A 13995-nucleotide genomic window follows, 5' to 3' on the forward strand; every position below is an offset into this window, starting at 1 on the left:
GCCGCATGGCCCGATGGCCACCCCAATCCCCGCCAAAGCGGTCCTCGAATTTACACCTCGTCCGCGGACGCTACCGATTGCCCCGCTCCAGCTTGTCTTAGAGAACACGTGCAGGCCGCCCTTACTGGCGTTCTCGACGTTGAGTGAGGTCTTCAGAACGCTCATGTCCCTATTGGTCGTGTGTCTCGCCCAGGGGCCCCCCGCCAACCGTGTCTCCGTGGCGCTGACGACGTCGTTCAGTGCTCGGCTGATGGCGAACGGGATCTGATCCGCCATCCCGCCGATGCGGACCGCTCGGCTCTCAACGTCGGGTTGGTGGAAGCTGACCATGCCGGCTTGACTTAGCCTCCACTGCCGGACGGACGCGACCTGTCATCACTCGCAGAAAAGCAGGACGAGGAGCCGCTGTCATGGCTCGAACAAGAACGGCAGCTTGAACATGAAGCGCCGCCGCTATCCGAGAGCGGCGAGATCGGACCGGGCGGGCTCGACATCAGGCCGGGCTGGCTCGCCGGATAGCTGTGACTGTCGTCAGGACATGTGCGGCGCAACGCTTAACGATGGGGGTGCGAGGGTGTCCAAGATCCGCCGATACCGCCTGGCCAACCTCTGATCAGCCTTCGCCCCGCTGTGGTTGGTCGACGTTCTGCTCTCGCTCACCGTCGGTGTAGCCGGTTAGCCAGTCCGCGCTTTCCTGCGATCCGGCGGGATAAGGATTGACGGAATGCGGCTGACCAGCGGTCTTCGCTCCTTTGCCCTCATTCCAGGCCTGTGAGGTCGTGCTTGCCATGGCTGCTTGTCCTGTTCGCTTCCGTTCAGCGCAAGCCAACGCGGCGGTCACCGAATGGATGCTGCAATGGCCTTCATCATGAAGTCTGACGCGACCGGACCGCGCGACGCCACAGTAAGGTGCCTAAGGACAACAACCCCGCCAGCTTGGCCAGCCCCATGGTTATAGAGGCTGGCCAGCGCCACTTATTTCAGCGAGGGATCATGGTCGAGCGGCACGATGCGTGAGAGCGCCTCGGTGAAACGGGAGTGCTCTATGCTGAAGGAACAGGCAAAAGAAGAGGCGTTGCGTCGGTGGCGTGCCTTACCGAAACGAGAGAGAACGACAACCGATCAGGCCGATACGTTTGCGATGCGCCTTGCCATGTCGGGACACATTCGGTTCTTGAGCAGCGGCGATTTGTATCTGCACATTAAAGGTTGGATCGCCAAAGATCTAGAGAGGCCCTAGACATTTTCGATATTAATGTGTTGCGGCATGAGACGCTACAGTATACGTACAGTCTTTAATCACATATCTAACTTATACTAAGACGATGAAACTAATTTCTGTATTGTTTTGAGCGTTGCTCAATAATTAATACCTCGTTTATTCTCCGTTTGGTCACTCAGCGCTACTTAATCACCCCGGGCGCATAGGCGCCCGTCGCTTCCTCTCAACGGCTTTTATGGTCCGAGGCGGTTCTATCGCCCGTCCCGCTTCTACGGGCCGGGGTTCTTTTAACGTCTATCGTGAAGCGCCCGCACGACCGCGGGGCTCCTCACCCCGCTTTGTATCCCTCGTTATCTCGTCCGACATTTGAACGAACTGCTTGCCGCAGCAATCAGGCACGGCCTAAGACTCACGACGTCCTTAGCAGGTCCGGGAGTTCACATCATCTGGGCCACGCGCCTCCTCGATGCTGGCAGCGAAGACTCCATCCGTGAGCTGTACGAGGTGCAATCCGCATCGCTCGGACACCCGCAAGACATGATGCTCATCAGCGTTGATGAGGAGCCATCGAAGCGGCGCCTATGGATTGGGGCGCCCGAATACGACCTGCTTTCAGCCTATTACGGCTTCGTCAGGATTTCTCGACGGTAGCTGCCCGTCGCACCTACGCTCGTGTTTGGAAACCAGCGAGTGTTCCAGGCCATGTTCCAAGCAGGTGGATAACGATTGCATTCTCGACCGCTGTCGATGCTGCGGCGATGAGGTGCCGCTGCTGACATAAGGCCAGCATCCATCGGCCCAGTAACGAAGTGACGAGAGCGATTTGCGCCTTCGGCTTAAGCGATCAGTTCTCGTCACTCTACAACTGCATGGCATGAGGAATGCCAACAGAGATTGTAAGATTTCTAAGGGAAACGTGGGTGTTCCATTAACTCTTGTTTAAGCCGCCGTCGAACTTGACCGTCAGAAGCGCATTCACCTCGCATCCATCTGTTGCATGATTAAGAGAGAAGCGAAGGTGTCATGTTTCACGCTATCTACGTCCGCGATCTAAACAATATTAGGGCTTCAGCTCCTCGACTGCTCGCTTATGCGATCGAAAATCGCCAGGTTGCCGAGCGATTAGTACACGGGATCGTTCGAACATATCCTTCCTTCGGCGTTGACTCCATCTCGGAAGCCTACTGGTTTCAAGATGCGGATGGGCTGCATGAGATCTGGGTAACGCCATACTAGGGCGTTCGCCGGATCGGGCCGGTGACTGCATTCGAGCCTTCTCTCGCATCGGCGCCGGGAGGGGCGGGGAGATAAATCTCGGTGATGCCAGGACCAGCCAAGGCACAGGCGTCGAAGGCCACCTTGCTGGCTCCGCTTCAGTCCCCAACCCGACGAACTCGACTGCTATCGCCTGATATCATATCTTCCCGCCCGACAAGCTGGTCTAATCTTCCGTTCCCACGTCGAACGCAAGCTGCGTCGTTAGCCCCTTAGAAAACCAGCGAACTTTATTGGGCTGTAGCCGTTCCCCCGAATACAAAAATGGGAGGTTCGTCATGGGCGAAAGCAGCGAAAATCTGCGGAAGCACTTCCTCAACAGGACGGGCTACCTGTCCGCCGGCCTCCTTGTCTTGGCCGTTCTTGCCATGATGGGCTACATATTTGTTTTGCCCACTATGGTGGCAAGTCCGACGTAGCGTTCGGGCGTTGGGAAGAGTGACACGATCTACGTTCGATGCGGGCCGAGTTCAACACTCAAAATGGTCTGCAATGCGAGGGATAGCTGTCGGCTGTCTTAGGCCTTTCCCGCGCGTCCTGTTCTACCACCGCATCGATGGTGTGTAGGGTGCGAGACCTGCACGACGCAAAAAAAGGGGTTTGCTCTTGGTAGTGGGTCTCGACCCTTCCCTTACAGTCACTGGCCGGTTCGTCGCGGCGGGGCTTTTTTCGTCCTTCGCAAGAAAGAATTTACGCTTCCGACGGCATGATGACCATATCGCAGTCCCTGACCTGTCTGTGATCCCTATCAAGCCCCGCCGGCATCTGCCGCGCGGGGCTTTCTTCTCACGGAAGACGGACAGCTCTGTCGTTTGTGACAGGCAACTTTGGTTTCTGACCGAGGACGATCCTGCGGGCACTCGGTGACACCATGGCAGATCGACGTTGAGCCCGGCCACCGCACTGGCGCATCGGACTTTTCGCGTTCTGAGCCCTCCGGCACCGGTCCGGCAGCCGTTGACACGCTGATCGTCGCTCGGCGATCCACTCGATACCGCGAGCCGATTTGGTGCGCAAGGAATGAAGCCATCCCGCGCTGCCTACGACGCTTTGTGGGCTGCAGTAGTCCAAGTGTCAGCAACTAACGTTCGCTATCCGACCAAAGAACCTTAGCCGGAAAAAGGCTGAATTGTTTCTAACTTACGCAGTTCGATGCCTTCTCCAGGCGTGCTTTTTCAGCGACCTCCGAGAGGAGGTCTCAATGATCCACGAGCAGCAGGTTCCATTGACTTACAACCTCTTCGCCAGCAAGGCGGACGTTGGCGTGTGCTGTGCCATTCGCGTGGATCGACCTGTCCCTGACTTCCTCAATGGGATGGAGTGGGAACATCGCGGCCTCTTGGCTGACGCGGCTTCATCCTTGCGCGACTTCAACGCAAGGGCTGCGCAGCAGGCAGCAGGCCTCACCGGCTACTATCTCTTCACAGCCCTTCGACCATGAGCGCGCGCGACCCGCACGAGCCAGAAGCTGAACATCTTATCACTGTGAGGCAGATCCTCCCGTATCTCTCGATTGCTTTCGGCAGCGCATTCCCGCTGCCTCTCTTGGCTTGACGCTCTCCCTCAAGGGAGGGTTGCAAGCGCCGCTAATACCCTCCTGAAGCTAGGCAGTCGAAGACATCGGCAGGGCAGCCATCTCTGACAATCGCTACTACGATTTCTGTCGACCAGACTCAGATCCGGCGAGGTCGCATCATATGATTGTACGATTTCCGACAGTCGATACAGCTTATTGAACTTCACATGACATGTGGTGTTGGCTTATTACATAAGAGCGATTGCACAGCGTTGCTCTCATGCGCAGCAAGGCGGTTGCATGGCGTCGCATCGCTGCAGTTTCATGGTATGGTTCCTCCTTCGAACTTCAGGCCGCCCTCACAGGGCGGCCTTCTTTCGGAAAGTTTACAATAAAACGTATTTTGTTGATACGAATAGTCCAGCCGCTTTCTTGAATTGACAACTTGAAGATGCACTCGATTTGCGCAGAGGCCGATCAAAACTCGAGGATTGGGGAAAGTCGCTTCGCGCTGAGATCATTGCTGGGGCCGAGAGTATGGCTGCTCTTAAAAGGGCTAGGCGAGTTGATCCGCAATCCAGCTTTGTGCCTCGTCGAGATCGGCGAAGGTAGGCGCATTCGGATCGTCGATGCGCCCGAAGCCAGCTTCCAGGAACCAGCGTCCCTCGTCGTCGTGGTCGTCCGAAAGCTGGACAATCACCGCCACGAGGTAGCGTTCGGCAAAGACGAAATGACTGTCGGTGTCGTGGCTGCCCGTGCCGACCAGCACCGGCTGTAGGCGCAGGCTCATGCCATGGCACGCTTCTTCAGACGCAGGTATGACGGGTCAAACTCCGCGAACCGCAGAAGTTCTCTCCAGTCCTCGATCACGAGCGTGTGGCTCCGCAGCGTGATCAGGCTCTTGCCGCGCATCTCCTGCAGCACGCGGTTGACATGGACGTTCGAGAGGCCGAGCGCATCGCCGAGATCGGCTTGGGTGACCGGCAGCGGACAGCGATAGTTTTCCGCCAGCCCCACGGCCTGCAGCTTGAGGTACAACTCGCAGAAGAGGTGCGCGATGCGCTCGAAAGCCGAGCGCCGGCCCATGCCGACCATCCACTCGCGGAAGACCGCCGCGTCGACCAGCGTGTCGCGCCAGAGAATTGCGGCGATGCCGGGAAAGCGCGCGGTCAGGTCCCGGAGGCTCTCGTGGGAGATGAAGGCCACCTTGGCCTCCGTAAGCGTGGCGAGGCTGTGGTCCATGGTTTGGATGTGGAGGCTCTGCAGATCCGGGGGGTCGCCCGGAATATGGAAAGAGAGGATCTGTCGCCGTCCCTCGCTGAGGAGCTTGTAGCGGCAGGCCCAGCCGCTTAGCAGGAGGCAGCATTGCGAGGGCCTGTCGCCATCCCGCACGATGTCCTGGCTGGGTCAAAGCGCCCGCACCGTGACCGGCAGGCCGTCGATGGCCTCCCGCTCCTCCGCCGAGAGAGTGGCGATGCTTTCCAGCTTACGGATGAGCGCGTCCAGGGAACCGGGCTCGGGGTTCGAAGACATCACGCTTCACCTTAGCTTTGCAGGTGGGAGCGCACGCCTCTCCCAGTCACGAGCACCTGTAACCATTTGCCAGTGATAAAAATCAGCCTAAACCAGGGTCACCCAGCAGCTATGATCTAGATTAACATATCATCGATCTTCTTCAGTTGGTACGGAAGCGGACATTCTAGACCTTATCGCATTTACGACAGCGGGGAGGTTGCTCGTGTAATCCTCGCCCATCAGGAAAGTTTTCGAGCAGAGATCAGGATGTCGCCGTCGACCGTGGCAGCCAGGTCGGGACGACGACACAAGTTCACCGTTTTGTGGCTCGTATGACAAAGGCACGGGCAAGGCCCGGCGAATTCACACATCATGCGCACCATCGAAGCGCGATATGGTTCAGCCGATGGGCGACGTTGTCCGGCCGAACGTCCCTCAGAATTCTCCGAAGATCTCGGAGGAGGCGATTGCAGACGATGGAAGACCGTTGAGCTTTTACAGATCCATTGACCTCTACCGTGTGGCTTTTTGCAAAGAAAATCATTCCTCCACGTGCAATGCCTTCAGAATTGTGACATATCAACACGGAAATAAAGTAATTTATCTAGCAGCCACAGTACCTGCAACGGAATCAGGCCGTATCGAAGCTCAGGCAATCGCCACCTCTGTTCTGCAAATCCTTCGATTAGGCGCCTTCTTCGTCGGCGCTCCAGTCTGAGCCGGAGACAGGTCTGCGGTTAATCCCAGCCCGTTCCCTTGTTTTGAACGCGAGATGTCGAACGCATGGCTGTAGGCCCTCCGTGGTCGAACCTGGCGGCCTCATAAGTCACCTGCGGGTGCGAGGCGGTGCTCAGACCGGCACGCCCATACTGGCGTGGCGTGTGGTTCACCAAAACCTGCGCTGCGAGTAGCAGAACCACTGTCATGAAGGTCCAGGCGAGCACCGTCGTCACTGCATTAGCCCATTGCTTCTGCGCGTGGATCGCCCAATATCCCGCTACAAAGGCAGTCGCGAAGACGAGGGGGAATAGCTGAGCACTCGTGTCGACCCTAGCACTCCGAGATGGGGCCGATGCCAACCTTCACAATCGGCCCATGTTCGGGCTCGGCCACGTATGGTCGGGGAACGCACGAAAACGGTCTGAAGGTCGGTGGTAGGTTCAGCTGGTGACCTGTTGCATCATGCCGCCGTGAAGGCGACGCCGAGATACTTCTCCGTGCGCCGCACAACCTGACAGCGATGTTTCAAGCCGATGCTCTCGACGGTGAGCGTGAACTCGTCGGGCAAATCTTCCGTCCAACCCACTTCGATGAGTGCTCCATGGGCTGAGGTTTCTCGAACCAGACAATCGAGCGCGTAAGACCAACCTTGAGGGCGCATCTCCCCGAGACGGAAGAGGTCCTGCCGCGGGGCACGACGGTGCTCGGCAGCTTTGATCTCAGCCAGATCAAACGACGGTGGCAGCCTCAGGAAGCGCCGGTAGGTTGCCATGCGTCTCAAACCCTGCCGTGCGCTTTGGCCCGACTGAAGCTGATAGGAGTGCTCCGCCAGGGTCAGGAGACTCTCGGCCTCGTGAAGCGGCAAGGCTGCAAGGGTCCGCAGGCGAGGGAAAGGTAAACGTGCGCTCATGCCCGACCAATAGCCGAGTCGGTTCGGCGGATCCGTGAGATCTGCCCGCATGCTTGATCCACGATTGATGCAATCGTGGAAAGTCGAGGCTTTTTGGTTGGTGACGCTCACCGAGCGCTCGTGGCATCATTGCTGGATGACCGGCCCGAAGACCAGCACCCATCCCTATACCCTTGAGGTCACACCAAACCCACGTTCTAAAGGGGCTTGGCAGTGGGCCATCCGCCACCACGGAAAGTTAGTCGAGCGATCGGATCGAGCACTCGCATCCGAAGCGAAGGCACGGGCGCAAGGAATGGAGAAGATCGAGACGATGCTTCACGGTGGGGACGAAGGGCGTCGTTGAAGAATTCACGGCCGGGCCGGTGTGGTGCCGGCTCTCGTCCCCGCCCCAGATCGTGACGAATTCGTCGGATCGATCGGAGGCCCTTCGCATGATTGTCCCATCGATCTCTCATCCAAAGCTTTTCCGGCTTCAACGGACGTCCCCCATTCTGGGCGAGAGCCGTCTTGCAGGGGCAGGTTCCCTCTCCTCCTGATTGAGCGTTCAGGACCGACCACGCGCGTCCTGAACACAAAGCGGACCTGACTTCGATCAGACGCAACTCAAGGCTTCACGACGGCAAGCACCGCTATGGCGATCACGACCGTGACGACGAGCGCGGAGGCTCGCAGTGGCTCGACGCCGTGCCCCAGGACTAGGCGCCGGACTTGGCCCGATTGTAGGCCATGGATGGCAGACAGAAGGACGACGAGCACCAGCTTCGCCAGAAGCCAAGCGTGCGTAGACCAGCCTTCCAAGACGGCAAGGCTGATGCCGAAGGCCCATACGCCCAGCATCGCCGGTGTCGTCACCGCTCGATCCCATCGCTTGACCCTGACCAGTAAGGGCGCGGTGCTGGCGGGCGCCGCAGGCGCGGCATCGAGGATCAAGCAATTGGCGACGAGCCCGCCGACGAACAGCAGCGCGCAGGCGACGTGCAGCGCCTTGAGCCACGGATAGGCGTCTGCGAGCGTCATCCTCTCGCTCCCCGCTCACGGGTTTCCGTGATGCGATGGGTCAGGAAGCGGGCCGTCAAGAAGCCGGCCCCGGGAAAGAAGGCAGCCACGACCAGACGACCCGCTTCTCGACGCGACAGCAGACCGGCGCCGAGCGAATGAAGGACGAACCAGACGTAGGCGACGAAAGCGAAGCCGTGCATCGGACCGAAGAGGCGGACCGCCGTGATTACCGCAAGCAACGAACAAATTTAGGTTCGTGGCCGCGCGTGCGCGGCCAGGGCTAATAATTCGGGCTATCAAATTATCCCGCGAGCCATGGATCGCTTATTTATCGAAGTAAGCTTGAAGGCCCTTCTGATCCTTAGTAGTGGGCACCACGAGCATGGTGAGGATTCGAGCCTTGTCGCCCGACAAATTGCCTGCGAATACCGCGCCAGCGTTATAAAGCGTCTTACCTCCGCCCTTGAATCCGTACACTGGCAAAGCACGGCCATTGTCCACCTTGGTGGCTACGACCACCGCGACGCCCTTATCGACCGCATACTTGATCGCATCGTGCATGGCCTCATTCATGTTGCCGAACCCATAGCCCTCGACCACGATGGCCTCAGCGCCGGTATCTGCAGCGTGCCGGACATGGCTGCCGTCCGTTCCAGCAAACATCGCGAGCAGATCGACCCGCGGCATGCGCTCGGGTAAAGGAACGTTCTGTCGACGCGGCGACGTGTAGTTATACACCACCCTGTCCTCATCGACGTAGCCGAGAGAGCCCGCATCCCCCGACGTGAAAGTCTGGACATTGCTGGAATGGGTTTTGCGGACGAAGCGGGCGGCGTTGATGTAGCTGTTCATCGTGACTGTTACGCCTTTGCCCGTGGACTCGTCGGCCAATACTTGCCGGACTGCGTTCAAGAGGTTGCGGGGTCCGTCCGTGTCCCGCTCGGACGCATTCCGCTGGGCTCCGACCGCTACCACCGGCTTGTCGCTGCGCAGGGTGAGATCGAGGAAGTAGGCTGTCTGATCGAGCGTGTCGGTGCCGTGTGAGATGACCACACCTTTCACGGTCGGGTCGGCCAGGACCTCCTCGACACGTCTGACGAGCGCAGGCCAGCGGTCCGGCCCCATGTAGTCACTCGGAATGTTGCTGAACTCGATAACACGGATGTTTGCGATGTCCTTCAGCTTCGGCACGGCGGCGATAAGATCCTCGCCTGAGACGGCAGGAACCGGCGCGTTGGTGGCCGGGTCGATCTTCATAGCGATCGTGCCGCCAGTGGTGACGACGGCAACCGTGGGGCGTTCCTGAGAATACGAAGGTGCTGCGAAGGCCAAACAAGCCAAAAACATGCTGGCATTCAGCGCTTTTCCTTTTTGTATGATCTTCAAGATCTCCTCCATCATTTTTATACTTGTCTGTTCGAGAAGCCCCGGAAGCCACACGCTGCTTGGAGCCATCGAGGCACTCATCGCCCGGTCACGGTATGACATGCTCCCAACCTGTCAATTGCCACAGCGCGAGAGGCCCGGATGTGTCCCGGTACTTGCATTTGCTGGGTGGGGAGCGCGCTCAGGATCCCTCACCCCGATGAGGAAGGGCAAGGCTTTCCCTCACAGGCGGATCAAGCGATGACAGGCTCCAGAGGCCGAATACTGGGAGCCGCAAAGCCGCGATGCGGGAACCTTGACAGCGCGCCTGCTTGAGGAGGTGCAGAATGCTGTGGCCCACACGCTTGCTTCAAGCCGGAGACGGCGATGGTGCTCAGGATTAGTTCGCGGCTCCGGCAGCCGACCTTGGAGCGCCACGAGACATGATGATTCTGGCTATCCATGGAGAGCAGGATCAACCGCGCTTGTTCATATTCGTGTTCGTGTCCTGTCCCAACCTACTGGCTTGGTATTTCAGCTTTCAGCTCTGCTTCCGGCACGATGTTCCTCGTGCACCGATGCTTTCGATGGGCAACCAGGGGTGTTCCAAGCTATGCACCAGTCAAACGTCTGATACCCGACGGTCTCACCATAAATAGATTTGGTGTGAGATGCTGGTAGCTCGTTCGGAGTTTTGCGCTTGTCCTTCTCGCATAGTCCGTGGGCACACCAAACTTGTAACCTGATAGGCGGAACACCAACTCTATCGCCGGAAGCCACGTCTTCCCCCATTCGCTGGGTCGAAGTCCGGGACGGCCCGGCCCTTCAAGGGAGGGCCGTCATGGCGTGGATTTATCTCATCACCGCTGGCATCCTTGAGGTCGTATGGGCCTATGCGATGAAGCAGTCGCACGGCTTCAGTCGCCTATGGCCGACTGCGATCATGGCCGTCACGATGATCGGCAGCTTCGGTCTGTTGGCGCTCGCAATGCGGTCCCTACCACTCGGAACGGCCTACACCATCTGGACAGGCATTGGTGCCGTTGGGACGTTCATCGTCGGCATCATGGTACTTGGTGAGGCGGCCAGCATGCCTCGGCTGATCGCGGCAGGGCTGATTGTATCGGGCCTAGTGACGATGAAGTTCGCAAGCCCCTCGTAGAGGCCGGTTCTGTTTTAGGTCGTTCGGTCAAGACGGCATCGATCCCTTCGACCGGGTTTAGACCCGAGACCTTAGTTTTCGACAGTCTGCCGCGTATAGTCTTGCCCTTCGGATCACGCCCGGCCGCTTGGCCACCTGTGAGGTCGAATAACGTCGACAACGGGAGCGGACGTCGGCTCGAACTCCATACCGCCTGTCATCAAAGGAACACGCGTTGCCGCGAGTGGCATCGGCTACGAGGGGAGGGCACTCCGAACCCATGCCGATCGACACGCGCCCGACGATAATTTGGAATTGTTAGCACTTAAGTGCATCCTGCCGGCGCATCGAGCCGGCCCGTCAGGAACAATAAGGCGGGACGCTCGACCGTGGAGGAAATATGAACGAGATCGTCAAGCCCGACTCACTGCTGGTCGCCGAGGCCGAGAGCCTGACCGAGACCTTCTTCGGTGGATGCCCGCACGATTGTCCCGACACCTGCTCGATGCTGTTCGAGGTCAAGGACGGCGAACTGCTCAGCGTACGCGGCAACCCGGACCACCCGATGACCCGGGGCGGCCTGTGCGTGAAACTGAAGGACTACGAGAAGCGCCACTACCATCCGGATCGGCTGCTCTATCCGATGAAGCGGGTTGGGCCGAAGGGATCGAAGCAGTTCGAGCGCATCACCTGGGACGAGGCCCTCGACACCATCGTCACGCGCTGGAAGGCGATCATCGAGCAGTACGGGCCCGAAGCCATCGCGCCCTACAGCTATCTCGGCAACCAGGGCCTCGTGCACGGGCTGAACGGCGGCGACGCCTTCTTCAACCGCATGGGCGCGACCGTGACCGAGCGCACCTTCTGCGGCGAGGGCTCGTGCACGGCCTGGCTGCTCACCGTCGGCCCAACGGCGGGCCTCGACCCGGACAGCTACATCCACTCGAAGTACATCGTGATCTGGGCCTGCAACAGCGTCAGCACGAACCTGCACCACTGGGCTATCGTCAAGGACGCGCAGAAGAAGGGCGCCAAGGTCGTCGTCATCGACACTTATGCCTCCCGCACCGCCAAGGCGGCCGACTGGCACATTTCCCCGAAGCCCGGCACGGATGGCGCTCTCGCCATGGCGTTGATCAACTCGATCATCGAACAGGGCCTCGTCGATCAGGACTACGTCGAAAACTACACGGTCGGTTTCGAGGAACTGAAGGAGCGGGCCAGCACCCGCACGCTGGAATGGGCCGCCGAGATCACCGGCGTCCCGGCCGAGGACATCCGCAGGCTCGCCCGCGAGATGGCGACCGAGCAGCCGGTGGGCATCCGCATGGGCGTGGCGCTGGAGCGGCACTACGGCGGCGGCCAGACCATCCGGGCGGTGTCATCCATCCCGGCGCTGACCGGCGCCTGGCGCCATGTCGGTGGCGGCGTCACGCAGTTCGGCGTCTGGGAGCATCCCTACAAGTTTGACGTGATGTGCCGTCCCGACCTGATCCCGGAGGGTACTCGCGTCATCAGCAACCTTCAGATCGGGCGGGCGCTCACCGGCGAAATGAAGCTTGATCCGCCGATCATGTCGATGATGTGCTGGAACTCGAACCCCGTCACGCAGGCGCCCGAGACCGACAAGATCGTCGCCGGGCTGATGCGCGAGGACCTGTTCATGGTCTCGGCCGAGCACTTCATCTCGGACACGGCGTCCTACGCCGACATCGTGCTTCCGGCCACGATGGGCGCGGAGATGGAGGACATGATCCTGTCGTGGGGCCACCTCTACCTGACCTACAACACCAAGTGCGCGGATGCGCCCGGCGAGGCGATCCCGAACAACGAGATCTTCCGCCAGCTCGCCGCCCGGCTCGGCTTCGAGGAAGAGAACTTCAAGTGGACCGACACGGAGTGCCTGGAGCACTACGTCGACTGGAACGCCCCGGCCTGCAAGGGCATCGACCTCCAATACATGCGCGAGCACGGCTTCGCCCGGCTCAATGTCGGTACGCCGGACGACCGTGCCCCGCATAAGGAAGGAAACTTCCCGACGCCGACCGGCAAATGCATGTTCATGGTCGAGGGTGCCACGAACTTCGTCGCGCCGCCGTTCCGGCAGATGTACGAAGGCTTCCAACCCGGCGAGGCGCTCGATCCGCTGCCCGACTACCTTGGTCCGCGGGAGTCCCACACCAACGACCCGGAACTAGCCAAGCGCTTCCCGCTCAATATCGTCTCACCGAAAAGCCACTACTTCCTGAACTCCTGCTACGCGAACATGGAAGACAAGCAGAAGGGCCAGGGCGAACAGTTCGTGATGATCAGCCAGCATGATGCCGACGCCCGCGGCATCCGGGATGGTGACCGGGTGCAGGTCGCTAACGACCGCGGCGCTTTCAAAGGCGTGGCGCGCATCACCGAGGACGTGAAGGCCGGCATCGTGGTCGCGACGCTCGGCTACTGGCGCCAGCTCAACGAGGGCACGGTCAACAGTATCTCGTCGGGAGCCTTTGCCGACATGGGACACGCACCGTCCTTCTCGGACAATCTCGTCGAGGTCGCTCGGGCGAACTGAAGCTCCTCGGCGGTCGGTTGAACGATCAATGGGATGACAAGCGCAAGCGTCCTACGGGACGCTTGTTCTCCAGGTTGCCGACTTGCCAGCTTTGCTGTCGATCGAAAGGTGCGAGCACATCCTTGTCCGCTCCGCCCACTAACATACGCATAAGCAGTTGGGCTGGATGGCTCTCGCTCCTTCTGCCGGTATCTGGATTTAGGAAGCGGTTGCTGTCGATGCAGCCGGGACGGCCGCCGTTCGCAAGGCGCTGTGGCGAGCACAGGTCGATCCGTTCTTCGACACGCTGCAGCAATGCTTGGTCGGCATGGAAGCGTGTGGCACGTCCCGCCATCGGGCTCTCTAACCGATAAAGCTAGGCCAGGACGTGCGGTTGATGCCGACTACCTGACCCTGCCCCAGCAAACCGATCCGCGCCCAGCGCAAGTTCTACGGGCTTCCTGAACCCTGGAGGAGGGTAGTTGCCATGCCCCGCAAACGCTGCACGAACGAACAAAGCACCTTTGTCCTGCGGCAGGCTTCACAACGGTGCGTTGGTGGACGATCTCTGTCGGAAAATGAGTGTGTCCGAGCCCCAAGTGCCGACCGAAGAACCACTCTTCGCGGGGTCGGCCGAGGAGCCACCAGTCCCCACCGTGGAGGACGAACCCGAGCCGGTGTCGCCGTCCGCCCGAGTCCTAAACGTTAGGTCTAGCCTGTCTTATTCACGAGGGCAGTGGATCTGTGGTGGCGAGCGTAGCGTAAGGCATTGATAGGGCTTAGGGAT

12 protein-coding genes and 1 pseudogene are annotated in these 13995 nt (G+C 59.7%); 5 read left to right on the forward strand and 8 right to left on the reverse strand.

Annotated elements, in window-relative coordinates:
• Nucleotides 1-613: 613 nt before the first annotated feature.
• On the reverse strand, nucleotides 614-790 hold the full coding sequence (locus K2Y56_RS25995; RefSeq protein ID WP_292514946.1) for a hypothetical protein: 177 nt from the start codon (nucleotides 788-790) through the stop codon (nucleotides 614-616).
• Between the two features lie 255 nt (nucleotides 791-1045).
• Between K2Y56_RS25995 and K2Y56_RS26000 the strand changes: the two genes are divergently transcribed.
• Both K2Y56_RS26000 and K2Y56_RS26005 read left to right on the forward strand, forming a co-directional pair.
• The gene (locus K2Y56_RS26000) at nucleotides 1046-1240 is read left to right on the forward strand and encodes a hypothetical protein (RefSeq protein WP_292514949.1); all 195 of its coding nucleotides are present in this window, start codon (nucleotides 1046-1048) and stop codon (nucleotides 1238-1240) included.
• A gap of 2458 nt (nucleotides 1241-3698) precedes the next feature.
• A complete protein-coding gene (locus K2Y56_RS26005; RefSeq protein ID WP_292514952.1) occupies nucleotides 3699-3938 on the forward strand; it encodes a hypothetical protein in 240 nt (79 codons plus the stop codon).
• A 631-nt stretch (nucleotides 3939-4569) separates the two neighbouring features.
• On the opposite strand, the gene K2Y56_RS26010 is transcribed toward K2Y56_RS26005, so the two are convergent.
• The 7 genes from K2Y56_RS26010 to K2Y56_RS26040 form a co-directional block, all read right to left on the reverse strand.
• Nucleotides 4570-4803, reverse strand: coding sequence for a hypothetical protein (locus K2Y56_RS26010; protein WP_292514954.1), 234 nt, complete (start codon nucleotides 4801-4803; stop codon nucleotides 4570-4572).
• Nucleotides 4800-5405 carry a Crp/Fnr family transcriptional regulator gene (locus K2Y56_RS26015; protein ID WP_366849543.1) on the reverse strand — a complete coding sequence of 202 codons (606 nt, stop codon included), beginning with the start codon at nucleotides 5403-5405 and terminating at the stop codon, nucleotides 4800-4802. The genes K2Y56_RS26010 and K2Y56_RS26015 overlap by 4 nt, the downstream gene beginning before the upstream one ends.
• Before the next feature lie 15 nt (nucleotides 5406-5420).
• Nucleotides 5421-5546: a hypothetical protein gene (locus K2Y56_RS26645; protein ID WP_366849545.1), complete on the reverse strand. Its 126-nt coding sequence runs from the start codon at nucleotides 5544-5546 to the stop codon at nucleotides 5421-5423.
• A 1162-nt stretch (nucleotides 5547-6708) separates the two neighbouring features.
• Nucleotides 6709-7269: a hypothetical protein gene (locus K2Y56_RS26020; RefSeq protein ID WP_292514957.1), complete on the reverse strand. Its 561-nt coding sequence runs from the start codon at nucleotides 7267-7269 to the stop codon at nucleotides 6709-6711.
• 495 nt (nucleotides 7270-7764) lie between these two features.
• Nucleotides 7765-8178, reverse strand: coding sequence for a CopD family protein (locus tag K2Y56_RS26030; protein ID WP_292514959.1), 414 nt, complete (start codon nucleotides 8176-8178; stop codon nucleotides 7765-7767).
• A complete protein-coding gene (locus K2Y56_RS26650) occupies nucleotides 8175-8360 on the reverse strand; it encodes a hypothetical protein (protein ID WP_366849548.1) in 186 nt (61 codons plus the stop codon). The genes K2Y56_RS26030 and K2Y56_RS26650 overlap by 4 nt, the downstream gene beginning before the upstream one ends.
• A gap of 124 nt (nucleotides 8361-8484) precedes the next feature.
• On the reverse strand, nucleotides 8485-9507 hold the full coding sequence (locus tag K2Y56_RS26040) for an asparaginase (RefSeq protein WP_292514974.1): 1023 nt from the start codon (nucleotides 9505-9507) through the stop codon (nucleotides 8485-8487).
• An 859-nt stretch (nucleotides 9508-10366) separates the two neighbouring features.
• Here K2Y56_RS26040 and K2Y56_RS26045 point away from each other — a divergent pair.
• The 3 genes and pseudogenes from K2Y56_RS26045 to K2Y56_RS26055 form a co-directional block, all read left to right on the forward strand.
• Nucleotides 10367-10687 carry a multidrug efflux SMR transporter gene (locus tag K2Y56_RS26045; RefSeq protein WP_292514966.1) on the forward strand — a complete coding sequence of 107 codons (321 nt, stop codon included), beginning with the start codon at nucleotides 10367-10369 and terminating at the stop codon, nucleotides 10685-10687.
• A 379-nt stretch (nucleotides 10688-11066) separates the two neighbouring features.
• Nucleotides 11067-13229, forward strand: a complete 2163-nt coding sequence (locus K2Y56_RS26050) for a molybdopterin oxidoreductase family protein (protein ID WP_292514968.1) — start codon at nucleotides 11067-11069, stop codon at nucleotides 13227-13229.
• A 211-nt stretch (nucleotides 13230-13440) separates the two neighbouring features.
• A pseudogene (locus tag K2Y56_RS26055) lies at nucleotides 13441-13572 on the forward strand (IS110 family transposase); the annotation flags it as partial.
• Nucleotides 13573-13995 lie beyond the last annotated feature (423 nt).

Source organism: Methylobacterium sp. (genome assembly GCF_019745455.1).
Lineage (GTDB): Bacteria > Pseudomonadota > Alphaproteobacteria > Rhizobiales > Beijerinckiaceae > Methylobacterium.

Bases quoted from the DNA above. Each gene is read 5' to 3' on its own strand.
- K2Y56_RS26040 (WP_292514974.1), bottom strand. From the start codon at position 9,507: ATGTTTTTGGCTTGTTTGGCCTTCGCAGCACCTTCGTATTCTCAGGAA.
- K2Y56_RS26645 (WP_366849545.1), bottom strand. From the start codon at position 5,546: ATGTCTTCGAACCCCGAGCCCGGTTCCCTGGACGCGCTCATCCGTAAG.
- K2Y56_RS26050 (WP_292514968.1), top strand. From the start codon at position 11,067: ATGAACGAGATCGTCAAGCCCGACTCACTGCTGGTCGCCGAGGCCGAG.
- K2Y56_RS26010 (WP_292514954.1), bottom strand. From the start codon at position 4,803: ATGAGCCTGCGCCTACAGCCGGTGCTGGTCGGCACGGGCAGCCACGAC.
- K2Y56_RS25995 (WP_292514946.1), bottom strand. From the start codon at position 790: ATGGCAAGCACGACCTCACAGGCCTGGAATGAGGGCAAAGGAGCGAAG.
- K2Y56_RS26650 (WP_366849548.1), bottom strand. From the start codon at position 8,360: ATGCACGGCTTCGCTTTCGTCGCCTACGTCTGGTTCGTCCTTCATTCG.
- K2Y56_RS26005 (WP_292514952.1), top strand. From the start codon at position 3,699: ATGATCCACGAGCAGCAGGTTCCATTGACTTACAACCTCTTCGCCAGC.
- K2Y56_RS26000 (WP_292514949.1), top strand. From the start codon at position 1,046: ATGCTGAAGGAACAGGCAAAAGAAGAGGCGTTGCGTCGGTGGCGTGCC.
- K2Y56_RS26030 (WP_292514959.1), bottom strand. From the start codon at position 8,178: ATGACGCTCGCAGACGCCTATCCGTGGCTCAAGGCGCTGCACGTCGCC.
- K2Y56_RS26045 (WP_292514966.1), top strand. From the start codon at position 10,367: ATGGCGTGGATTTATCTCATCACCGCTGGCATCCTTGAGGTCGTATGG.